This window comes from Roseicella aerolata, from assembly GCF_020523605.1.
In the GTDB taxonomy this organism is placed as follows: Bacteria; Pseudomonadota; Alphaproteobacteria; order Acetobacterales; family Acetobacteraceae; genus Paracraurococcus; species Paracraurococcus aerolatus.
The window spans coordinates 69289-89606 of the sequence record NZ_JAJAQI010000023.1; the positions used below are offsets into that span (position 1 = coordinate 69289).

At 71.9% G+C, this 20318-nt stretch carries 21 protein-coding genes; 16 read left to right on the forward strand and 5 right to left on the reverse strand.

The genetic code is table 11. The annotated features are described in order from the left end of the window. The first annotated feature begins 44 nt into the window (after positions 1-44). From LHA35_RS15820 to LHA35_RS15845, 6 genes are all read left to right on the forward strand, one after another. A complete protein-coding gene (locus tag LHA35_RS15820) occupies positions 45-224 on the forward strand; it encodes a hypothetical protein (protein WP_226609616.1) in 180 nt (59 codons plus the stop codon). A gap of 85 nt (positions 225-309) precedes the next feature. Then, positions 310-753 (forward strand): GNAT family N-acetyltransferase, encoded by a 444-nt coding sequence (locus LHA35_RS15825; protein ID WP_226609618.1) that lies wholly within the window; start codon positions 310-312, stop codon positions 751-753. Next, positions 750-1232, forward strand: coding sequence for a cupin domain-containing protein (locus tag LHA35_RS15830; RefSeq protein ID WP_226609620.1), 483 nt, complete (start codon positions 750-752; stop codon positions 1230-1232). Before LHA35_RS15825 ends, LHA35_RS15830 begins: the two co-directional genes overlap by 4 nt. A gap of 59 nt (positions 1233-1291) precedes the next feature. After that, complete coding sequence (otnK, locus tag LHA35_RS15835; RefSeq protein ID WP_226609622.1) at positions 1292-2545, forward strand: 3-oxo-tetronate kinase; 1254 nt, start codon at positions 1292-1294, stop codon at positions 2543-2545. A 158-nt stretch (positions 2546-2703) separates the two neighbouring features. Then, positions 2704-3336, forward strand: a complete 633-nt coding sequence (gene otnC, locus LHA35_RS15840; protein WP_226609624.1) for a 3-oxo-tetronate 4-phosphate decarboxylase — start codon at positions 2704-2706, stop codon at positions 3334-3336. A gap of 291 nt (positions 3337-3627) precedes the next feature. Continuing rightward, complete coding sequence (locus LHA35_RS15845; protein ID WP_226609626.1) at positions 3628-4230, forward strand: nitroreductase family protein; 603 nt, start codon at positions 3628-3630, stop codon at positions 4228-4230. A gap of 390 nt (positions 4231-4620) precedes the next feature. On the opposite strand, the gene LHA35_RS15850 is transcribed toward LHA35_RS15845, so the two are convergent. The 3 genes from LHA35_RS15850 to LHA35_RS15860 form a co-directional block, all read right to left on the reverse strand. Next, entirely contained in the window at positions 4621-5256 is a 636-nt protein-coding gene (locus LHA35_RS15850) for a histone H1-like repetitive region-containing protein (RefSeq protein ID WP_226609629.1), read from the reverse strand. 586 nt (positions 5257-5842) lie between these two features. Beyond that, positions 5843-6982 (reverse strand): bifunctional 2-methylcitrate synthase/citrate synthase, encoded by a 1140-nt coding sequence (locus tag LHA35_RS15855; protein ID WP_226609631.1) that lies wholly within the window; start codon positions 6980-6982, stop codon positions 5843-5845. Positions 6983-7174: 192 nt separating this feature from the next. After that, positions 7175-8713: an MmgE/PrpD family protein gene (locus LHA35_RS15860; RefSeq protein ID WP_226609633.1), complete on the reverse strand. Its 1539-nt coding sequence runs from the start codon at positions 8711-8713 to the stop codon at positions 7175-7177. A gap of 169 nt (positions 8714-8882) precedes the next feature. Here LHA35_RS15860 and LHA35_RS15865 point away from each other — a divergent pair, with 169 nt between their 5' ends. The 3 genes from LHA35_RS15865 (at position 8883) to LHA35_RS15875 (ending at position 12424) form a co-directional block, all read left to right on the forward strand. After that, entirely contained in the window at positions 8883-9806 is a 924-nt protein-coding gene (locus tag LHA35_RS15865) for a LysR family transcriptional regulator (protein ID WP_226609636.1), read from the forward strand. A gap of 179 nt (positions 9807-9985) precedes the next feature. Then, complete coding sequence (locus tag LHA35_RS15870; protein WP_226609638.1) at positions 9986-11374, forward strand: dihydroorotase; 1389 nt, start codon at positions 9986-9988, stop codon at positions 11372-11374. A gap of 102 nt (positions 11375-11476) precedes the next feature. Continuing rightward, complete coding sequence (locus LHA35_RS15875; RefSeq protein ID WP_226609640.1) at positions 11477-12424, forward strand: N-carbamoyl-D-amino-acid hydrolase; 948 nt, start codon at positions 11477-11479, stop codon at positions 12422-12424. A gap of 466 nt (positions 12425-12890) precedes the next feature. On the opposite strand, the gene LHA35_RS15880 is transcribed toward LHA35_RS15875, so the two are convergent. Next, on the reverse strand, positions 12891-13874 hold the full coding sequence (locus LHA35_RS15880; RefSeq protein ID WP_226609643.1) for a Bug family tripartite tricarboxylate transporter substrate binding protein: 984 nt from the start codon (positions 13872-13874) through the stop codon (positions 12891-12893). Between the two features lie 185 nt (positions 13875-14059). Between LHA35_RS15880 and LHA35_RS15885 the strand changes: the two genes are divergently transcribed. The 3 genes from LHA35_RS15885 (at position 14060) to LHA35_RS15895 (ending at position 16936) form a co-directional block, all read left to right on the forward strand. Next, entirely contained in the window at positions 14060-15025 is a 966-nt protein-coding gene (locus tag LHA35_RS15885) for an N-carbamoyl-D-amino-acid hydrolase (protein WP_226609645.1), read from the forward strand. 385 nt (positions 15026-15410) lie between these two features. Continuing rightward, a complete protein-coding gene (locus LHA35_RS15890; RefSeq protein WP_226609648.1) occupies positions 15411-16280 on the forward strand; it encodes a calcium-binding protein in 870 nt (289 codons plus the stop codon). Between the two features lie 353 nt (positions 16281-16633). Then, on the forward strand, positions 16634-16936 hold the full coding sequence (locus tag LHA35_RS15895; RefSeq protein WP_226609650.1) for a hypothetical protein: 303 nt from the start codon (positions 16634-16636) through the stop codon (positions 16934-16936). A gap of 13 nt (positions 16937-16949) precedes the next feature. Here the strand turns inward: LHA35_RS15895 and LHA35_RS15900 are convergent, their stop codons facing one another. After that, positions 16950-17636 (reverse strand): aspartate/glutamate racemase family protein, encoded by a 687-nt coding sequence (locus LHA35_RS15900; protein WP_226609652.1) that lies wholly within the window; start codon positions 17634-17636, stop codon positions 16950-16952. Between the two features lie 247 nt (positions 17637-17883). Between LHA35_RS15900 and LHA35_RS15905 the strand changes: the two genes are divergently transcribed. From LHA35_RS15905 to LHA35_RS15920, 4 genes are all read left to right on the forward strand, one after another. Further along, positions 17884-18372 (forward strand): DUF983 domain-containing protein, encoded by a 489-nt coding sequence (locus LHA35_RS15905; RefSeq protein WP_226609654.1) that lies wholly within the window; start codon positions 17884-17886, stop codon positions 18370-18372. Then, on the forward strand, positions 18365-18877 hold the full coding sequence (locus LHA35_RS15910) for a UPF0262 family protein (RefSeq protein WP_226609657.1): 513 nt from the start codon (positions 18365-18367) through the stop codon (positions 18875-18877). Before LHA35_RS15905 ends, LHA35_RS15910 begins: the two co-directional genes overlap by 8 nt. 243 nt (positions 18878-19120) lie before the next feature. Next, positions 19121-19537: a rhodanese-like domain-containing protein gene (locus LHA35_RS15915; RefSeq protein ID WP_226609659.1), complete on the forward strand. Its 417-nt coding sequence runs from the start codon at positions 19121-19123 to the stop codon at positions 19535-19537. 26 nt (positions 19538-19563) lie between these two features. Continuing rightward, positions 19564-20037: a DUF3237 domain-containing protein gene (locus LHA35_RS15920; protein ID WP_226609661.1), complete on the forward strand. Its 474-nt coding sequence runs from the start codon at positions 19564-19566 to the stop codon at positions 20035-20037. Positions 20038-20318 lie beyond the last annotated feature (281 nt).

The following is a 20318-nucleotide window of genomic DNA, read 5'->3' on the forward strand; positions in this document are numbered from 1 at the left end:
GACCCGTGGACGTTGGTGCCCTGCCAGAGCAAGGGGAGGACCGCATGGCAGGCGACAAGCCGCAGGGCACCAAGCTGAACCCCGGCGACGTAGCGCCGCCGGGCACACCGGCAACGGGCGAGGCCCCCTGCCCCGAATGCCAGGGCAAGGGCACCATCAACGGCCAGCGCTGCCGCAACTGCGACGGCACCGGCATCGTCATCCAGGGCGTCGCCGGCGGCTGACCCCGGCCGCCCACCGCACGGAAGCGTCATGGCCGGGGAAGGCCCCGGCCATCTCCGGCCGCGCACGGACTGCTAGGCTGCGCGGATGGAGCTCCCACCCGGACTGACCCTGAGCATTGAGGACAAGCCGGACGCGGCCGATATCGACGTCCTCCCGGAAGGTCTTGAAGCCTTCAACGAGCAGCACTGGCCGGGGCACCAGCCCTGGGAGGAATTCGGCGTCTTCCTGCGGGAGGAAGGGCGCATCGTCGCCGGCCTGTTTGGCGAAGCCTATGCGGGCTGGCTCTTCATCCGCTACTTCTGGATCGAGGACCGCTTCCGGCGCCATGGCCTCGGCGCCGGCATCATCGCAGCGGCGGAGCAGCGGGCGCGGGAAGCCGGCTGCCATTCCGCCTATGTCGATACCTTCAGCTTCCAGGCGCCGGAATTCTACCGCAGGCAGGGCTACGAGGAATTCGGCCGCCTGCCCTACCCGCCGAAGGGCGAGCGTGTGTGGCTCCGCAAGCGGCTGACCGGGGACGCGCCATGACCGATCGCCCGCATGCCCTCCGCGCCGCCGCGGTGCCGCCGCTGCCGCCGCCGGCGAGAGCCTACCCGCCGGATCTCGCGGCGAAGCTCGCCGGGCGGGAGAAGCGGGTGCTGGGCGACCCCTTCGGCCTCCGCAATTTCGGCGTGAACCTGGTCCGCCTCGCTCCCGGCGCCGCTTCCTCGCTCCGTCACGCCCATGCGCGGCAGGATGAGTGGGTCTATGTGCTGGAGGGCACGCCGACGCTGGTGCTGGGTGACCGGCAGCAGGTGCTGGCGCCCGGCGACTGCGCCGGCTTCCCGGCCGGCACCGGCGAGGCGCATCACTTGGTGAACCGCTCCGCGCAGGATGTGCTGTTCCTGGAGGTGGGCGACCGTAGCCCGGGCGACAGCGTGACCTATCCGGACGACGACCTGGCCGGCGCGGCGACGCCCGAAGGCGCCTGGCGCTACACGCGCAAGGATGGCACGCCGCTGGGGTGATCGCCGCGGCGCGCGGAGCGCGTTAAGAACGGGCGACGCCCCACGGGAGAGAGACGACCATGCCCCTGCTCGGCTGCATCGCCGATGACTTCACCGGCGCCACCGACCTGGCGAACACCCTGGTCAAGGGCGGCATGACGGCCGTGCAGGTGATCGGCGTTCCCACGGGTCCCTTGCCCGAGGCGGATGCGATCATCATCGCCCTCAAGTCCCGCACGGCGCCGGTGAAGGAGGCGGTGGCGGAGAGCCTGGCCGCCTGCGAGGCGCTGCTGGCGGCCGGCGCGAAGCAGATCTTCTTCAAATACTGCTCCACCTTCGACAGTACGGATGAGGGAAATATCGGCCCGGTCGCGGATGCGCTGGTGCGACGGCTGGACTGCGGCTTCGCCCTCGCCAACCCCGCCTTCCCGACCAATGGCCGCACCGTCTTCCAGGGGCACCTCTTCGTCGGCAGCACGCTGCTGTCGGAGAGCGGGATGGAGAACCACCCGCTGACGCCGATGCGGGACCCGAACCTCGTTCGCGTGCTCGGGCGGCAGACGGATGGCACGGTGGGCCTCGTCCCCTTCGCCGTGGTCGAGCAGGGCGCCGCGGCCATCCGCAAGGCAATGACCGGGCTGAAGGAGAGCGGCCGGCGCTATGCCATCGTGGATGCGGTGACGGATGCCCACCTGCTGGCGATCGGCGAGGCGGCGGCGGACCACGCGCTGATCACCGGCGGCAGCGGCGTCGCGATGGGGCTGCCGGCGAATTTCCGCTCGAAGGGCCTGCTGCCGGAGCGCGGCGAGGCCGCGGCCGCCCTGCCGCCCATGCGGGGCCATGCCGCCGTCGTGGCCGGCTCCTGCTCCCGCGCCACGCTCGGGCAGATCGGCTATGCGCGGGACCATGCGCATACGCTCGAGCTCGACGTGCTGGCGACGCCCGATGCCGCGGCGCTGGCGGCACAGGCGCTCGACTGGGCGCAGGACAAGCTCGGCGACCATCCGGTGGTGATCGCGGCCAGCGCCCCGCCCGAGAAGGTGGCGGCGCTGCAGGCGCGGCTGGGGCGCGAGGCCGCCGGCGCGCTGGTGGAGCAGGCGCTCTCCACGGTCGCCCATGGCCTGGTCGCGCGCGGCGTGAAGCGGCTGGTGGTGGCGGGCGGCGAGACCTCCGGCGCGGTGGTGTCACGCCTCGGCGTCTCCTCCCTTCGCATCGGGCCGGAGATCGACCCGGGCGTTCCCTGGACCTATGCCGAGCCGGCGGGCCTGCACCTGGCGCTCAAGTCGGGCAATTTCGGCGCGCGGGACTTCTTCCTGAAGGCGTTCGGCGTGTGAAGCGGGGGGAGAGAGGACTGCCGCTCTCCCCCCGCCCCCACTCTCACCGCTTTCTCTGAGTCGGGTGCCGCCACGCGGCGAGCGGAAGACCCACAGAAAACGGTGAGAGGGGCCGGGGGAGAGAGGTGTCCTCTCTCCCCCGATCTGTGGAGGCAACGATGAACGAGAGCGAACTCCGCGAGCGCCTGGCCGAGCATGGCCGCCTGCTCTTCGGCCGCGGCTATTCCGTCGGCAGCGCCGGCAATATCAGCGTGCGCCTGCCGGACGGCTACCTGATGACGCCGACCAATTCCTGCCTCGGCCGGCTGGACCCGGCGCGGATCAGCAAGCTCGACCTGCAATGGCGCCACGTCTCCGGCGACAAGCCCTCCAAGGAGGTCTTCATGCATCGCGCGGTGCTGGAGACGCGGCAGGAAGCGGGCGCGGTGGTGCACCTGCACTCCACCCACGCCACCGCCATCGCCTGCCTCGCCTCGCCGGGCGAGCCGGCGCCGATCCCGCCGCTGACGCCCTATTTCGTCATGCGCGTCGGGCGGGTGTTGCCGGTGGTGCGCTACTACCGCCCGGGCGATGCGGCGATGGAGCCGGCGATCGCCGCCGCGGCCAGGGAGGCACGGGCGATGCTGCTCGCCAATCACGGCCCGGTGGTGAGCGGCAGGACGCTGGACGATGCGGTCTATGCGGCAGAGGAGCTGGAGGAGGCGGCGAAGCTGGCGCTGCTGCTGCAGGGCCGTGATGCCCGGACCCTGACGCCGGCCGAGGTGGAGGACCTGCTCTCCACCTTCGGGTAGGGGTCCGTCTTCGGCATGGGGACGAAGGGGCGTTCCATGATGCTCGCCCGGCCACGGGGCGGCTTCGCGGGAAGGCGGCGCGGCGGCAAGTTGTGCCCCGGTCGGGGGATCGCGCCGCGCATGGTCCCGGGCCCTTTGCAGCGCCTCCGCGGCAGGCGGCCGGCATCTCGGTCCTCGGCCGGGGTATCCGCCGGGTCGGCCTCCTCCTGGCAGGACACGGGTGCCGCCCCTCGCCGCCCTTGACCCGGCGCACCCGCTGCCACCCATGCTGCCGAGGAGAGAGGAGCGTCCATGAGCACCACCCCCAAGGGCCGCGAGGCACCGGCCGCCCATGCCATCGACCCGCTGATCGCGCGGCGCTGGAGCCCGCGCAGCTTTACCGGCGCGCCCCTGCCCGCCGGCGCACTCGAGAGCCTGCTGGAAGCGGCGCGCTGGGCGGCGAGCAGCAACAACCTGCAGCCCTGGCATCTGATCGTCGCCCGCCGCGACAGGGAGCCGGAGGCCTTCGGGAAGCTCGTCGGCGTCCTCTCACCCAACAACCAGGGCTGGGCGAGGAACGCGGCGGTGCTGATGCTCTCGGTCGCGCGCGCCACCAACCCGAGGAACGGCAACCCGCTGCGCCATGCCTGGCACGATACCGGCGCGGCCATGGCGCAGCTTGCGCTGCAGGCCGCCTCGATGGGCTTGCAGGCGCATCAGATGGCCGGCTTCGACGCCGCCGCGGCGCGCCTGGCCTTCAGCATTCCCGAAGGCTTCGACCCCGTCGCGGCGATCGCGGTCGGCGAGGTCGGCCCGCCCGAGGCGCTGCCAGAGGCGCTGGCGACGCGCGAGACGGCGCCGCGGGAACGCCGCCCCATCGAGGAATTCGCCTATCTCGGCGGCTGGAAGGGCTGAGCCATGGACCAGGAAGTGCCGGGCCGCATCGCCATCCGCGGACTGGCGGAGGATGGGGCGGCGCGGTGCCGGCGAGCGGCAGGGCCTCGCATGAGCTGGCTTGCCTGCGCGTCATGATGGCCCGCTGACGCCGGGCGCCGGCGGCCGGGCTCATCGAAGCCGGCCAGCCGGGCGGGGCGAAGGGCGTCTCCATCCCGCATGTCCCTCGCGGCAAGGCGGATGCGCGCGCGACCGAGGAGATCAGGAGGGGATCAGCCAGCGCGCGGGAATGCGTGCCGCACCGGCGAGGTGGTTCTGCGCGGGGAGAGGCCGCACGGATCCCGTCCCCGATCGCGACGAGGGCGCCGCCCCTTGCGGGACGACGCCCTCACGCCGGGATCAGCGGCGTGGTCAGGTGTTCGGCGTCTCGGTGCCGGTCTCGGCCGGCGCGGATGCCGGTGCGGCGGCAGCGGCAGCGGCCGCCTTCTTGGCGGCGCGGGTCGCAGCAGCCTTCTTCGCAGCCTCGGAGCGCGAGGAGGTCGCGGTCTTGGCGGCGGCGGCGCGCTTCGGCGCGGCCTTCGGCGTGGCGGCCTTGCGCGTGCCGGTCGCGCGCGCGGCGGGCTTGCGCGCGGTGGTCGCCTTCTTCGCCGCCGGCTTGCGGGTGGTCGCGGCCTTGCGGGTGGTCGCGGCCTTGCGGGCGGCGGGCTTCCTGGCGACGGCCTTCTTCGCGGTGGTCGCCTTGCGCGCCGCCGGCTTGCGGGCCGTCGTCGCCTTCTTCGCCGCCGGCTTGCGGGCCGTCGTCGCCTTCTTCGCCGCCGGCTTGCGCGCGGTGGTCGCCTTCTTGGCGGCCGGCTTGCGGGCCGTCGTCGCCTTCTTCGCCGCCGGCTTCTTTGCGGCGGTGGCCTTCTTCGCCGCCGGCTTGCGCGCCGCGGGCTTCTTCGCGGCGACGCGGCCGCGGGCGGTGGCGGGCTTCTTCGCCGTGCGGCGGGTGGTCGACATGGCCATCGCCTGGGCGGTGCCGGCGGGCGTCTCGGGGGTATCGGTCACGGTCAGGATCTCCTTGCGCGTTCCGTGGTGGGCAGGGCCGTCGCGTTGCGGCGGACGGCCCGGGTGGAAGCAGGATCGGTCGTGCGATGGCGGCGGCGCGCGGATCCCGTAGCGCGTGGCGCCGTCGTGGTCGCTGTCCAGGCGATGCGGACAGAAAGCGGCAACGGGCGATCGGCGGCGGCGAGCCGCATCGCATTCCCTTCGGCCGCGTCTCCCTCGGCGGGCATTGCAGTCTTGCCCGACGCTGGCGCGGGATGTCCGGCGCGGCGCGCCATCATCCCGACCTGCCTGCGGTCCATGGACCGTCCTTCCCTGCTGCGGCACTCTGTCGCTGCGCTCGCGCCCATTCGAATCGCGCGAATCGCGTGCACCATCGTGCGCAGCCGCACGCTATCTGCACACGCAACCAGCGTGTCAACAGAAACCGCAACAAGCGTCGTGAATTTCCGCGTGCACTGTGTGGCATCGCGCGCCGCATGCCGCGCGTCGCGCGTGCCGCAGACAGGAACGGCCGCCGGAGTCACCGGCGGCCGTCCCATCAACCCCACCTGCGCGCCGCGGCGCGCGGGTCTTTCCCGGCGAAGCGTCAGCGCGCCGAGAGCGGCACCACCGGCCGCTGCTCGGGCCCGGTGTACCAGGAGAGCGGGCGGATCAGCCGGTTGTCTGCGCCTTGCTCGAAGACATGCGCCGCCCAGCCGGTGATGCGGGAGGCGACGAAGATCGGGGTGAAGAGCGGGATGTCGAAGCCCATCAGGTAGTAGGCGGGGCCGGCCGGGAAATCGAGGTTGGGGTGGATGTTCTTCTTGGTCAGCATCTCGTCCGCCAGGATGCGGGAGATCTCCATCCAGGTGCGGTCGCCCACCACCTCCGCCATCTTCTCGGCGTATTTCCGCATGGTCGGCACGCGGCTGTCGCCGCTCTTGTAGACGCGGTGGCCGAAGCCCATGACCAGGGCCTTGTGGTCGAAGCGGCTCTGCAGCCACTCCCGCGCCACCTTCGGGTCGCCGATCTCCTTCAGCATGTGCATCACGGCCTCGTTCGCGCCGCCGTGAAGCGGCCCCTTCAGCGAGGCGATCGCCGCCGTGATGGCGCCGTGCAGGTCGGCATTGGTCGAGGTGACCAGCCGCGCCGTGTAGGTGGAGGCGTTGAAGGTGTGCTCGGCATAGAGGATCAGGGAGACGTCGAAAGCCTTCAGCACCTCCGGCTGCGGCACCTTGCCGAACACCAGGTTGAAGAAATTCTCGGCAAAGCTGTGGGAAGGGTTCGGCTCGACCGGCTCGAGCCCCTTCGAGGCCCGGTGCGCCGCGGCGATGGCGGTCGGGATCTTGGCCAGCAGGCGCCTGGCCTTACGGCGCTGGGCGGCGTCCGAGATGTCGGCGGTCTCGGGATCCTCGAGGCCCATGAAGGACACCGCGGTGCGGATGGTGTCCATTGGGTGGGCGTCCTTCGGAAACTCCCGGATCACCCGATGGAGGGCCGGGGAGATGGCGCGCTCGGCCGCCACTTCCTCGTTGAACGCCTTCAGCTGGGCGGCGTTCGGCAACTCGCCGTGCCAGAGGAGGTAGGCCACCTCCTCGAAGGTGCAGGTCTCGCAGAGGTCCTGCACGGCATAGCCGCCATAGGTCAGGCTGTTGGTCTCGGGCATCACCTTCGAGATGCTGGAGACATCGGCATAGACGCCGACCAGGCCCTTCTTGATCTCCGGCATCTGGGTCGCTTCGCTCATGGGTGCGCTCCTCGATCATGTTCGGCGTTGCGGGGGCCGGGCGTGCCATGGTCCGCTCCCCCCTCGTCACTGGCCGATGCCCTCCGGCATGCGGCGGTGCGGACCCGCTGCCCGCCCCTGGGGCGGCCGGGTCCGGGATTCCGCGTCAACGCGCGGCAGGCGGGGCCGGCGCGCGGCCCCGCCCGATGCGGGTCAGAAGATGCCCGGCTTGCCCTCGAGCAGCGTGCCGTTGGGCAGCGCCACGTTCAGCAGGTGCAGCTCACCCGCCTGCAGCTTCGCCAGGTCCTGCACCACCTCCAGGAAGCGGTTGGCCTCGCGGGTCGAGATGATGCCCTCGGTCAGCGTCCGGAACTTCTGGATGTACTGCTCCCGCCCGAAGGGCCGGGCGCCGTTCGGATGGGCGTTGGCGACGCCCAGCTCGTCCACCAGCTTCGAGCCGTCCTTGAAGAAGATCTCCACCCGGCCGCCGAAGGAGAGCTCGTCCGGGTCGCGCGAGTGGTACTTGCGGGTCCACTCCTTGTCCTCGGTGGTCTCGATCTTGTGCCAGAGGCGGACGGTGTCGGGCCGGGCCGCCCGCTTCGGGGCGTAGCTGTCCACATGGTGCCAGCGGCCGTCCTGCAGGGCGACGGCGAAAATGTACATGATGGAGTGGTCGAGGGTCTCGCGGCTGGCCTTCGGGTCCATCTTCTGCGGGTCGTTCGCCCCGGTCCCGATCACGTAATGCGTGTGGTGGGAGGTGTGGATGACGATCCGCTCGATATCCTCGAAGTCCTTGATTTGCTCCCGCATCCGGAAGGCTAGGTCGATCAGGGCCTGGGACTGGTACTCGGCCGAGTGTTCCTTCGTATAGGTGTCCATGATGGCGCGCTTCGGCTCGCCCGGGGCCGGCAGCGGTACCTCGTAGTAGACCGGCTCGTAGGCGGCGGCGCGGCCGTCCTTGTCCGCGACGGTGCGGCCGGAGAGGACCCAGCCGATCACGCTGTCCTCGCCTTCATAGATTGGGCTCGGCGCGCCCTCCCCGCGCATGGCGCGGTCGGCGGCCTCGACCGCCAGCTTGCCGGCATGCGCCGGGGCGAAGGCCTTCCAGGAGCTGATCTCGCCCTTGCGGCTCTGGCGGAAGGAGATGGAGACGTGCAGCGCCTGCTGGACCGCCTGGTAGATCACCTCCTGCTTCAGGCCCAGCAGCGTGCCGATGCCGGCGGCGGCCGAGGGGCAGAGATGGGCGATGTGGTCCACCTTGTGCTCGTGCAGGCAGATGGCGCGGACCAGGTCCACCTGGATCTCGTAGCCCGTCGCCAGGCCGCGGATCAGGTCCCTGCCCGACTTCTCCATGGCCTGGGCGACCGCCAGGACCGGCGGGATGTTGTCGCCGGGGTGGGAGTAGTCGGCGGCCAGGAAGGTGTCGTGCATGTCGAGCTCGCGCACCGCGGTGCCGTTCGCCCAGGCCGCCCATTCCGGCGAGAAGCCCTTGGCGTTCGGCATGCCGAAGATGGTCGCGCCGCCCTTGCGCGGATGGCCGAGCGCCATGGCGCGGGCCGAAACCACCGGCTTGCGGTTGATGGCGGCGATGGCGACGGACGCGTTGTCGATGATCCGGTTGATGATCATCTCCTGCACGTCCTTCTGGACGGCGACCTTGTCCGCGGCCACGCCGGCGATCTTCCAGGCCAGCTGGTCCTCGCGCTTCAGCAGCGCCTTGGACGGGTGGAGTTTCACGGGATGCATCTGCATGGCGGGCCTGGTTCCCCCTTGATGGGCCGATGATTCGGGCAAACGCGCGCTTTGTCCCGCCGCGCGTCGCTTGCGTCCATTCCGATTGACGCGGCGGGACGATAGGTTTTCCGTATCGCGAAGCATGGCGCAAGCCGCCCCCGGGCAGGAGCGCCACCGAGGACGATTCATGGATTTCCGCATCCTTCGCCGCATGGCGCATTTCCTGGCGGTTGCGGAGGAAGGACATTTCGGCCGGGCCGCCGCCCGGCTCGGCCTCAGCCAGCCGCCGCTCTCGGCCCAGATCCAGGCGCTGGAGGCCGAGCTGGGCGTCCGGTTGCTGGAGCGGACGCGCAAGGGCGCGCGCCCGACGCGGGAGGGCGAGGCGCTGCTGCCCGTCATCCGCCGCCTGACCGAGGACGCCAAGCAGGTGGAGCAGCTGGCGCGGGAGCTGCGGGCGGGGCGGCAATTGCCCATGGCGCTGGCCTGCGTCACCTCCGCCCTGTTCGACTTCCTGCCGCCGCTGGTCCGCGCCATCCGCGACGCGCAGCCGGATACGGCGATGGCGGTGCAGGAGATGGACACGGCGGATGCGGTGGAGGCGCTCCGCCGCGGCGAGGTCGATTTCGCCCTCGCCCGCATCGACCGTGACCGGCCGCCGCTGCGTGTCCTGCCGCTCGGCGCCGATGCGCTGGTGGCGGCGCTGCCGGAGGGCCATGCGCTGCTCGGCAGGCCCGGGCCGCTGCCGCTTGCGGCGCTGGCGCGGGAGCCGCTGATGCTGCTGCCGCGCTCCATCAGCCCGGCCTATTTCGACCGCCAGGTCAGCGCCTGCCGGGAGGCGGGGTTCGAGCCGGTGGCGGTGCGCGAGGTGAGCTCGGCCATGGCGCAGCTCGCCTTCGTCGCGGCCGGGCTCGGCGTGGCGCTGGTCAGTTCCGGCATGGCGGTGCTGCGGCCGCCCGGCGTCGCCTTCCGGGAGCTGGCGGGGCCGGTCGCCTCGGTCGGCGTCGCGCTGGTCTGGAATGCGGAGCGGGAGACGGAGGCGGCGCGGCTGGCGGTGCAGGTGGCGAAGCGGGTCTTCCCGCAGGGCGCGGACGACGCGGCGCCGGCCGGCTAGGCGCAAGGGGCAGGAGCCCGCCGCGGCGCCCTGCGCATCCGGCACGCAATCCGCCAGGCGCCGCGCCCGCCGATGCGGCAGAAGCGGCGGGCGCGGCGCCGGCAGGCGGCCGGGCCGCATTGGATCGGCCGGCAACCGGGCGTAGGGTCGGACCTTCTTTTTTCGAGCCGGAGAGCGAGATGCCGCCAGCCCCCTTCGATCGCGTGATCCTCGGCGATGTCGTGCTGCCGGATGCCGTGCTGGCGGATGGCTATGTCGCGGTGCGCGGCGAAGCGATCGCCGCCATCGGCCAGGGCGCGCCGCCGCCGGCCGCCGAGCTCCTGGACCACAGCGGCATGCTGATCCTGCCCGGCCTGGTGGACGGCCATATGCACACCTCCAGCAGCACCGGCTGGCCGGGGATCGAGGGCGCCTCCATGTCGGCGGCCGCCGGCGGCGTCACCACCTGCGTGGACATGCCCTATGACGTGCCGCGGCCCGTCACCGATGCCGCGATCTTCCGGGAAAAGGTCGGGTGGGTGAACCGCACCAGCCATGTGGACATGGCGCTTTATGGCACCATCACCAAGGCGGGGGGCGTGGAGGCGATCGCCGGCCTGGCGGAGGCGGGCGCCTGCTCCTTCAAGCTCTCTACATATGAGTACGACGCGGTGCGCTTTCCCCGCATCGACCACCCGACCATGCTGGCCGCCTTCCGCGAGATCGCGAAGACCGGCCTGATGTGCGCCATCCACAACGAGGACCAGGAGCTGGTCGAGCGGCTGACGGCGGAGGCGAAGGCGGCCGGGCGGTGCGACCCGATCATGCATGCCCGCACCCGCCCGGCCCTGGCGGAGAGCATGGCCGACCTCGAGATCTTCGAGATGGCGCTGGAGACGGGCTGCCACGTCCACATCGCCCATTCCTCCATCGCCCGCGGCTTCGAACTGGCCGAGGTCTTCCGCCGGAGCGGCGCCAAGACCTCGGGCGAGGCCTGCATCCAGTATCTCTGCATGACCGAGGAGGACCTGGTCCGGCTGGAGGGCTTCGGGAAGTGCAACCCGCCCTTCCGGACGGCGGAGGAGGTGGAGCGGATGTGGGCGGCGCTGGTCGCCGGGAAGGTCGCCTATGTCTCGACCGACCACGCGCCCTGGCCGCGGGAGCGGAAGCTCTACAAGGGGGACATCTTCGCCCCCGGCGCCGGCCTGACGGGCCTGCAGAGCTTCGCGCCACTGATGTACAGCCTGCTGGCCGAGCGTGGCCTGCCGCCGACCCTGATGGCGCTGTACTGCGCCGAGCGGCCGGCGCGCTTCCATGGCCTGTTCCCGAAGAAAGGCGCCATCCGCATCGGCGGCGACGCCGACTTGTGCGTGCTGGAGCGGGGCGAGTTCACCTTCGACGCGCGGGACATCCGCGACCGGGAGGATGCGCGCTGGTCCCCCTATGACGGCCGGGCGATGCAGGCGCGGGTGGCGGCGACCTATCTGCGCGGCGCCTGCATATGGGACGGGGCGGAGGTGCGGGCGAAGCCGGGCACGGGGCGCTTCGTGCCGCGGCAGCATGGGGAGACCAGGCTGGGCGAGGGCTGAGCGACGGGCGGCGGTGCGGCAGGCCATCCGACGCGGTGGCTTGGCGGCGCCGCCCGGCCGGTGCATTCCAGGCAGGACGATCCTGACGGCCGGAGCCCGCCCATGTCCCGCATCCTCCGCATCGCCGGCGCCCAGATGGGCCCCAACCAGCGCGCCGAGAGCCGCGCCGCCATCCTCGCCCGCATGATCAGCCTGCTGGAGCAGGCGGCGGCGCAGGGCGCGAAGCTGGTGGTCTTCCCCGAACTCGCCTTCACCACCTTCTTCCCGCGCTGGCCGATGGACCGGGACAGCCCGGAGCTGCTGGCCTGCTTCGAGACGGCGATGCCGAACCCGCAGGTGCAGCCGCTCTTCGACCGGGCGAAGGCGCTCGGGGTCGGCTTCTATGTCGGCTATGCCGAGCTGACGCCGGACGGCCAGCGCTTCAACAGCGCCGTCACGGTCGGGCCGGATGGCACCATCCTCTTCAAGTACCGCAAGATCCACCTGCCCGGCTCGGACCGGGTGAAGGAGGGCCAGCGCTACCAGCAGTTGGAGAAGATGTATTTCCAATACGGCGACATGGGCTTCCCCGCGGCGCGCGGCCCGGCCGAATGGGGCGCGCCGGTGCTCGGCATGCTGATCTGCAACGACCGCCGCTGGCCGGAAGGCTGGCGCGTGCTCGGCCTGCAGGGGGCGGAGCTGGTCATGGTGGGATACAACTCCGCGGCCTATGACCCGAATGGCGGCGAGGGCGAGAGCGCCGAGCTCCGCACCTTCCACTCCACCCTGGCGGCGCAGGCCAACGCCTATATGAATGCGACCTGGGCGGTGACAGTGGCGAAGGCGGGCGTCGAGGACGGCGCCGGGCTGATCGGTGGCTCCTGCATCGTCGATCCGAACGGGATCGTGGTGGCGCAGGCGAAAACGCTGGGCGACGAGGTGATCCTCGCCGATGTGGACTTCGACGCCTGCCGCCAGGGCAAGGAGAAGATGTTCAACTTCGCGGCGCACCGGCGCCCGCAATGGTACGGGCCGATCACCGGCCAGGTCGGCGCGACGCCGCCCGCCTGACCGGCTTCATCCCGGCAGGCAGCCTGTCTCGACGTCTTCCCGCTGCCGCAGGGACAGGGGTGGTTGCGGCCGGTATCGCAGCAGGGCTCGGCGCGGGCTCCGGCCGCGCCTCCCAGAGCCCCGCCCGGGTGGGAGGGGGTTCGGGGCAGGCGCGGGCCCTGGCATCCGCGACCGCTCCTGCCGGATCCGGTGCCAGCCATCGCATAGGCCGGTCATCGAACCTCGCCGGCGCATCCCCGATCGGCACGAAGCCCTGCCGGGCCGGCAGGGCCATCCCGTCCCAGGCCGGTGGCCCTGGCAGGACACAAGGCCCTTCGCCGCCGGAGCCGCGCCGATACCGGGCGGTCCGGGCGCCTTCGAGCGGGGCACTTTCCCCATCGATAGGGAGCACGCCCTCCCGGACCTGCCGGTCCTCCGCGGGATTCCGCCAGGGCGCGCCGCATGGCTTGGCCGAGGGTGCCCTGCCCTACTCCACCCGGATATCGGCCTTGCGGATCACCGGCTCCCAGCGCCGGCTGTCCTCCTCGATGATGTGGGCGAGGGTGGCGCCCTCGGCGAAGCTCGCCTCGATCCCCCGCGCGGCAAGGGCGGCGCGGCCCTCCGGCGTGTCCACCGCCTGGCGCGCCGCGGCCTCCAGCTTCCGGCGGATCGGCTCCGGCAGGCCGGCCGGCGCCAGCACCGCGCCCCAATTGTCCACGGCATAGCCAGGCAGCCCGGCGGCCTCGGCGACGGTCGGCACGCCGGGCATCAGCGGGCTGGCCTGTCCGGCCAGGCTGCCCAGCGCCCGCAGGCGGCCGGCCTTGATCAGCTCATCCACCGCCGAGAGCGGGGCGGAGACCAGCTCCACCTCCCCGCTCACCGCCGCCGTCACGGCCGGGCCGGTGCCGCGGTAGTGCACATGCGTCAGCCGGCCGCCCGACATCGCGTCCATCAGCTCGGCGCTCACATGGGTGATGGTGCCGAGGCCGGGGGTGCCGTGGTTCAGCAGGCCGGGCTGGCGGCGGGTGATCTCCACCACCTCCCTGAGGTCCTTCGCCTGCAGCTTCGGGCCGCCGGCGATCAGCGTCGGGGCGAGGGCCACCTTCGCCACCGGCATCAGGTCCCGCCGCAGGTCGAAGGGCAGCGTCCGGTAGACGAATTGGTTGACGACGACGGTGTTGAAGACGGTGACGAGGGTATAGCCGTCCGGCGCCGCCTTCGCGACCGCATCCGTGCCGATATTGCCGCCGGCGCCCGAGCGGTTCTCGGGCACCACGGGCTGGCCCAGCGCCTCGCCCATCCGCTGCGCCAGCAGGCGGCCGAGGATGTCGCTGCCGCCCCCCGGCGGGAAGGGGATGACCATCTTGAGCGGACGGTTGGGGAAATCCCCGCCTGGCGTCCCTTGGGCGATGGCGGGGGCGGCGAGCGCGCTGCCGGCGAGCGTCAGCGTGGCGCGGCGGGTGATGGGCATCGGGGGTCCTCCTCGGCGGCGCGGTTTGCCCGATGCGCGCGCGGCTGTCACGCCGGTGGCCCGGTTCCGGGTCCGGTCGTCCTCATGGCCGGGCGATCATTCCATCCGGCGGCGGGGGCGAGGCCCTCCCCGCGCCCCGGCCCCGCGACTAGCATCCACGCCACCACAGCCTGGGACTCGCCCGCATGCCACGCCGCCTCACCCTCGCCGCCGCCCAGCTCGGCCCCATCCAGCGCGCCGAGGGGCGCGAGGTCGCTGTCGGGCGCATGGTCCGGCTGATGGAGATCGCGCATCGCCGCGGCGCGGAGGTGGTGGTCTTCCCCGAACTGGCGCTGACCACCTTCTTCCCCCGCTGGTACGAGGAGGATCTCGCGGCGGCGGACCAGTGGTTCGAGACGGCGATGCCCTCCAACGCCACCGCCCCGCTCTTCGAGGCGGCGCGCAGATACGGGATAGGCTTCCACCTGGGCTATGCCGAGAAGACGCCGGAGGGCCGGCGCTTCAACACCGCCATCTATGTGCATCCCTCGGGCGAGGTGGTGCTGAAGTACCGCAAGGTCCACCTGCCCGGGCATGCCGAGTATGCGCCCACGCGCCACGTGCAGCACCTGGAGAAGCGCTATTTCGAGGTGGGCGATCTGGGCTTCCCCGTGGTTCGCGCGCCGGTCGGGGAGACGCAGGCCAATATCGGCATGATGATCTGCAACGACCGCCGCTGGCCGGAAGCTTGGCGGGTGCTCGGCCTGCAGCAGGTCGAGCTGGTCATGCTCGGTTACAACACACCGAGCCTCAACATGGAGAACCGGGGCTTCGAGGCGCATCACCTGCGCGTCTTCCACAGCCATCTCTCGATCCAGGCCGGCTGCTACCAGAATGCCTGCTTCGCCGCCGGGGTCGCCAAGGCGGGGGTGGAGGACGGGCATGAGCTGTTCGGCCATTCCATCATCGTCAACCCGCAGGGCGAGATCATGGCCCAGGCGACGAGTTGGGATGACGAGCTAATCATCGCGGATTGCGACCTTTCCATGTGCGAGTTGGGCCGCGGCACGATCTTCAACTTCGCCGCCCATCGCCGGCCGGAGGCCTATGGGCGCATCACCGGCCAGGTCGGCAGCGTCGCGCCGCCGGTCTGGTCGCCCGCCCACGGCTGATAATTCCTGCGGCCTCGGTCGCCGGCGCCGCTTCCGGCGGCTTGGCTGCGCGCCATGGGGCACGGCGCCCATCCGGACGCTCAGCCGCCTGTGGCGGCTGCAGGTCAGCCGTTATGCGGCCTGATATGAGCATGGGCCCGCGGCTGCGGGCTGCATGCCCCGGACCCTGCGCACGGCTCCCGAGGCCGCCGCGCCACGGAAAGTTGATACGGTTTCATCATGGGTGGCCGCCCCGCCGGGCTGCCCTGGCGCAGCACCCCCGGCACTTCCACCACCCCACTTGTCGCAACCCTGGGTTTAATCGTTAATAATTCATCAGCCATTGGTTGTGAGAACCGACCATGGCTCGCGATGCCGCGAGTCCTCCCGGCGGAGGATGGTACAGATGGGTGATTTCGCGTCGGTTATCGGATCCGGCCCCATTCTCGGGTTGGACGACATCCCGGGCAACCTGGATGCCTACTACAAGATCGTCTCGGCCAACATCGATCTCGATCTCTCGGGGCATACCGGCTCGAACATCATCGATGCGCGCGACAACGTCTTCGATGTCGCGGTCACCGCCGGGTCCGGCAATGACGCCATGTGGGGCGGCTCCGGCGACGATACCTTCGCGGGCGGCAAGGGCGCCGATACGCTGCTCGGCAATGCCGGGGACGACGTGCTGTCGGGCGGCGACGGCTCCGACCTGATCAATGGCGGCCGGGGTGACGACACGATCGACGGCGATGCCGGCGATGACACCCTGTTCGGCGAGGCCGGCAGCGACCTGATGAACGGCGGCAAGGGCGACGACGCGCTGGATGGCGGCCGCGGCGACGACCTGCTGCTGGGCGACAAGGGCGACGACCGCATCTTCGGCGATTACGGCGACGACACGCTGCAGGGCGGCGACGGCAGCGACCTGCTCCATGGCGGGTTCGGCGATGATGCGCTGTTCGGCGACAAGGGCGATGACACGCTGATCGGCGGATTCGGAGACGACACCCTGGCCGGCGGCAAGGGCAGCGATACCTTCGTCTTCGAGAGCGGATTCGGCGACGACGTGATCGACGACTTCAGCGGCAAGGACCAGATCTGGCTGTCGGCGAACATCAACAACTCGGGCATCAGCAATGCCCGCGACGTGGCGCAGTTCGTCTCCGGCGATGCCAGCTACACCACGATCCGGATCGGCGAGGACAGCATCCGGCTGGAGGGCGTCGGCAAGGACGATTTCCTGCAGCACCTGACGAGCTGGGTGAAGGTCATCTGACCCGGACCTGCAGCGGATTGCGTTCGGAACCGAACGCCAATCCGCCGCAGGTCATTGCCCTCGGCGCGGGGTCATACCGCCCCGCCAGAATGCCGGCGCATGGCTGCGGCCCCGGGCGCCGGTGCCGCCTGCGGCGGCCTGGCTGCGCGGCACGAGCCGCGGGCCGCATTCCGGGCCCCCAACGCGGCCTCAGTCGCCGATGGCGGCTGCAAGCCCGGATCCACCCCGGTCGGGATCACGCCTTTTCTGTGATCTGCTCCGGCCACCAGCCTGAAGGGTGCCGGCAACCGCAGGGGGACCGGCGCGCTGCCATGCTTGTGGCACCGGCCCCCGCCGGCGCCGGGGACCCTGCCATGCGCCGACTGCCGCTGTTGTTCGCCCTGCTCTCGCCCGCCCTCCTCGCGCCCGGGCTGCTCCGCGCCGAGACCCCGGCCGAACGTGCCTCCCGCCAGTTGCAGCAGGGCCTCAGCCAGGACCGTGCGGCCGAGGCCGGGCAGCCGGAAGGCCCGCCGCCCGCGGCGACGCCGCCAAGGGTGCGCGCGATGGAGGCCGATCGCCGCTCGCTGCAGCCCGATATCGGCCGACCGGAGCAGACCGGCCTGCCCCCCACGGCCGGCGAGCGCGGGACCCTCGGCGGCCGCAACCCGCAGCGCTGACGCGGGCGGCTGCCTATCGCATCGCCGGCGCGCCGGCCCCGGCATGGCCGGACGCCGCGGACAGCGCCGCAAGCACCGCCATGGCGCCGGCCGCGCGGCAGGGCTCGATCACCGGCAGGCCGGCGGCATCCTCCGCCGCGGCGACATGGCGGGCCATGCCGGTGCAGCCCAGCACGATCGCCTCCGCCCCGCCCGCCGCCAGGGCCCGTGCCGCCGCGGCGATGCGCGCGCGCGGCGCGACCGGGTCGGTCAGCACCTCCATCGGCAGGTTCAGCGGCTCCCACCCCGCCAGCCGCGCCTCCAGCCCCATGACCTGCAGGGCGCGGCGCTGGCGGGCCCGGCTCGCCTCGACGAAGCCGATGACGCCGAAGCGCTCGGCGCGCGTCAGCGCGGCGGCGACGGCGCAGCGGAACATGCCGAGCACCGGCCGGGCGGTCGCGGCCCGCACCGCCTCCAGCCCCGGATCGGAGACGCAGGCGATGACATAGACGGCGGCTTGCTCCCGCTCCACCAAGCGGCACAGCGGCAGGGCGACGGAATGCCAGTCCTCCCAGCTCGCGATCGCCGGCGGCCCGTCCGGCAGGTGCGTGACCTCCAGCGCGAGGCCGGGCGGCAGCGGCAGCGGCGCCAGCGCCGCCCCGATGCCCTCGGTGCAGGAGTGGGAGGCGTTGGGGTTGATGACCAGGATGCGCTCTGACATGCGCGGCAGGGTCGCCCTGCCCTGCCACGGCATGCAAGCCCCACCCGCCCGCGGCGGGTGGGGAACGCAGGGCGGTGCCGCGGCGCTTGATCCCGGGTGGGTGGCAGGCCGATATTGCGTCGCACAACGCGCCCCGGGCCCGGCCGGGCCCGAGGGCGGCGTGGCCAGGCGCACGGCCGGAGCGCCGCCGCGAGGCCACCAATGAAAGGACGGGCCGCGGCCCCGGCCGCCGCCCAGGAGAACCGCCATGCGCTGGACCCCCGAGAGCGCCGCCACCATCGCCCCGAACGGCGCGACCGCCGCCGGTCCGGGCCTCGCCGCCCCGCCCCTCTGGGTCGCGCTGCGGCGCGGCGTCGCCAATCGCTGCCCCTTCTGCGGGGAGGGCAAGGTGTTCGCCGGCTTCCTCAAGGTGGTGCCGGAATGCAGCCATTGTCATACGCCGCTCGGCCTGCTGCGGGCGGATGATGCGCCGCCCTACTTCACCATCTTCCTGGTCGGCCACCTGCTGGTGCCGCCGGTCTTCTGGGTGGAGAAGGCCTGGCAGCCGCCGATGTGGCTGCACATGGTCATCTGGTTGCCGCTCTTCGCGATCGCCTGCACACTGTTGCTCCGGCCGATCAAAGGTGGGGTGGTGGGGTGGATGAGCACGCTCGGATTCGTCGCGGCGGAGCAGGAAGCGGCGCAGGCCCAGGCGCTCCGGCAGGCTGGCGGCCCGATCCGGGGTCCGCATGGCTGAGCCCGCCCACCAGGCGGCAGCGGCGCCGGCCGATCCGGCGCTGCGGCGGCTGGAGAGTATCGTCCTGCCCGACGCCACCCCCCTGCCCTCCGCCTATGCGGAGGCGGACCGGCGCCAGGCGGTGGCCGATCTGCTGACCGAGAACCGCTTCGACCCGGTGGGCGTCCCCGGCGGCCCCTTCGCGCTCAACCTCTGCGTGCGGGATGGCCGGCTGGTCTTCGACATCCGCGACGCGGCGGACGCGCCGGTGCGGGCGGTGGCACTGGCCCTCGGCCCCTTCCGGCGGCTGATCAAGGACTACCACATGATCGTGGAGAGCCATGAGCTGGCCGTGGCGGAAGGCGGGCACGAGGCGCGGATCCAGGCGATCGACATGGGCCGGCGCGGCCTGCACAACGAGGGCGCGGAGCTGCTGACGCAGCGCCTGGAGGGGCGGATCGGGCTGGATTTCGAGACGGCGCGGCGGCTGTTCACCTTGGTCTGCGCACTGCACCAGCGGATCTGACGCCCGGCATCCTCCCGCCGGCGCGGCCGGCGGGGGCCGGTATCCGAAACCGCTTGCTGCATCGGCCTGGCGCCCGGGGGTTCCGCGGGCGGGCTGCGCCTTGCGGAACGGCGCGGGGCTGCCGCCGGCCGCCCTTCCCGCCTCCCGCCACGGTGCCGGCCGGGCCCGGTCCGCCCGGGCCGATTGCCCATCCGCCCCGGCCATCCCATCCTGCGGCCCAGACGAGCCCCGTGGAGACCCCGCATGCCAGGCGTGCCCGACATCACCCCTGCCGAGACCTGGGAGGCGCTGCGGCGCGACCCCGATGCCGTGCTGATCGATGTCCGCACGGATGCCGAGTGGAATTTCGTCGGCCTGCCGGACCTGGCCGAGTTCCAGAAGCAGGCGGTGCTGATCCCGTGGCAGCTCTATCCCTCCATGCAGGTGAACGGCGCCTTCGCCGAGCATCTGCGCAAGGCCGGGCTGGGGCCGGAAAACAAGCTCTATTTCATCTGCCGCTCGGGCGCGCGCAGCCTCTCGGCCGGGATGGCGGCGCAGGCAGCGGGCTTCCCGCACGCCTTCAACGTGGCGGACGGGTTCGAGGGGCCGGTCGATGCCGAAGGGCATCGCGGCACCGTCGCGGGCTGGAAGGCCACCGGCCTGCCCTGGCGGCAGCGCTGACCACAACCAACAAGGAGGAAACGAGCATGAGCGTGACGCCACTGCCGCTGAACACGGAATTCCTGTTCCGCATGGCGCTGGAGGCCGGAACGCCGCAGATGGCGGCCGCCGGCGGGGGCAAGGAGCTGCGGGTGATCCCGGTGACGGGCGGCAGTTTCGAGGGGCCATCGCTGAAGGGCACCCTGGTGCCCGGCACCACGGCCGACTGGCTGCGGGTGGAGCCGGACGGCACCGCGCATATGGATGTCCGGCTGGTGCTGCGGACCGAGAAGGGCCAGCATGTCTACATGCAGTACAGCGGCGTGCGGAGCGGCCCGCCGGAGGTGCTGGCGAAGCTCGGCCGCGGGGAGCAGGTGGACCCCGGCGCCTATTATTTCCGCATCGCCATCCGCTTCGAGACCAGCGACCCCGAGCTTGCCTGGTTGAACCGCGTGCTGGCGGTGGGGGTGGGGCAGCGCCCGCCGGCCGGCCCGACCTATGACGTCTACGTGGTGCGGTAGGCGGGGCGTGGCGGCGCGGGCTCCCAGGGGGCCGTGGCCGCCACATGCGGCGGGAAAGCTCTGCGGCGGCTGCCGTTCGGAACCGGACGCCAGCCGCCATGGGTCATTGCTTGCAGAGCGGCCCCACGCTCCCGTGCGTTCACGCCCCTCCGCGATCCGCTCTAGACCTTTATTGCCCTGACTGTGCATAGCCGCAGTGTTGGAAGTAGGCGGCGCACTCGCTCGGACTGAAGCGGTCGAGGAGACTGCCGATGGTATCCCAGAGGGTGCCGACGGTCCTG

What these genes read in the sequence shown, in the direction of transcription:
- LHA35_RS15880 (WP_226609643.1), bottom strand. Translation starts at nt 13,874, where the DNA reads ATGCCCATCACCCGCCGCGCCACGCTGACGCTCGCCGGCAGCGCGCTC.
- LHA35_RS15855 (WP_226609631.1), bottom strand. Translation starts at nt 6,982, where the DNA reads ATGAGCGAAGCGACCCAGATGCCGGAGATCAAGAAGGGCCTGGTCGGC.
- LHA35_RS15895 (WP_226609650.1), top strand. Translation starts at nt 16,634, where the DNA reads ATGCGCCGACTGCCGCTGTTGTTCGCCCTGCTCTCGCCCGCCCTCCTC.
- LHA35_RS15830 (WP_226609620.1), top strand. Translation starts at nt 750, where the DNA reads ATGACCGATCGCCCGCATGCCCTCCGCGCCGCCGCGGTGCCGCCGCTG.
- LHA35_RS15870 (WP_226609638.1), top strand. Translation starts at nt 9,986, where the DNA reads ATGCCGCCAGCCCCCTTCGATCGCGTGATCCTCGGCGATGTCGTGCTG.
- LHA35_RS15860 (WP_226609633.1), bottom strand. Translation starts at nt 8,713, where the DNA reads ATGCAGATGCATCCCGTGAAACTCCACCCGTCCAAGGCGCTGCTGAAG.
- otnC (WP_226609624.1), top strand. Translation starts at nt 2,704, where the DNA reads ATGAACGAGAGCGAACTCCGCGAGCGCCTGGCCGAGCATGGCCGCCTG.
- LHA35_RS15905 (WP_226609654.1), top strand. Translation starts at nt 17,884, where the DNA reads ATGCGCTGGACCCCCGAGAGCGCCGCCACCATCGCCCCGAACGGCGCG.
- otnK (WP_226609622.1), top strand. Translation starts at nt 1,292, where the DNA reads ATGCCCCTGCTCGGCTGCATCGCCGATGACTTCACCGGCGCCACCGAC.
- LHA35_RS15875 (WP_226609640.1), top strand. Translation starts at nt 11,477, where the DNA reads ATGTCCCGCATCCTCCGCATCGCCGGCGCCCAGATGGGCCCCAACCAG.
- LHA35_RS15890 (WP_226609648.1), top strand. Translation starts at nt 15,411, where the DNA reads ATGGGTGATTTCGCGTCGGTTATCGGATCCGGCCCCATTCTCGGGTTG.
- LHA35_RS15845 (WP_226609626.1), top strand. Translation starts at nt 3,628, where the DNA reads ATGAGCACCACCCCCAAGGGCCGCGAGGCACCGGCCGCCCATGCCATC.
- LHA35_RS15820 (WP_226609616.1), top strand. Translation starts at nt 45, where the DNA reads ATGGCAGGCGACAAGCCGCAGGGCACCAAGCTGAACCCCGGCGACGTA.
- LHA35_RS15900 (WP_226609652.1), bottom strand. Translation starts at nt 17,636, where the DNA reads ATGTCAGAGCGCATCCTGGTCATCAACCCCAACGCCTCCCACTCCTGC.
- LHA35_RS15920 (WP_226609661.1), top strand. Translation starts at nt 19,564, where the DNA reads ATGAGCGTGACGCCACTGCCGCTGAACACGGAATTCCTGTTCCGCATG.
- LHA35_RS15910 (WP_226609657.1), top strand. Translation starts at nt 18,365, where the DNA reads ATGGCTGAGCCCGCCCACCAGGCGGCAGCGGCGCCGGCCGATCCGGCG.
- LHA35_RS15915 (WP_226609659.1), top strand. Translation starts at nt 19,121, where the DNA reads ATGCCAGGCGTGCCCGACATCACCCCTGCCGAGACCTGGGAGGCGCTG.
- LHA35_RS15825 (WP_226609618.1), top strand. Translation starts at nt 310, where the DNA reads ATGGAGCTCCCACCCGGACTGACCCTGAGCATTGAGGACAAGCCGGAC.
- LHA35_RS15885 (WP_226609645.1), top strand. Translation starts at nt 14,060, where the DNA reads ATGCCACGCCGCCTCACCCTCGCCGCCGCCCAGCTCGGCCCCATCCAG.
- LHA35_RS15865 (WP_226609636.1), top strand. Translation starts at nt 8,883, where the DNA reads ATGGATTTCCGCATCCTTCGCCGCATGGCGCATTTCCTGGCGGTTGCG.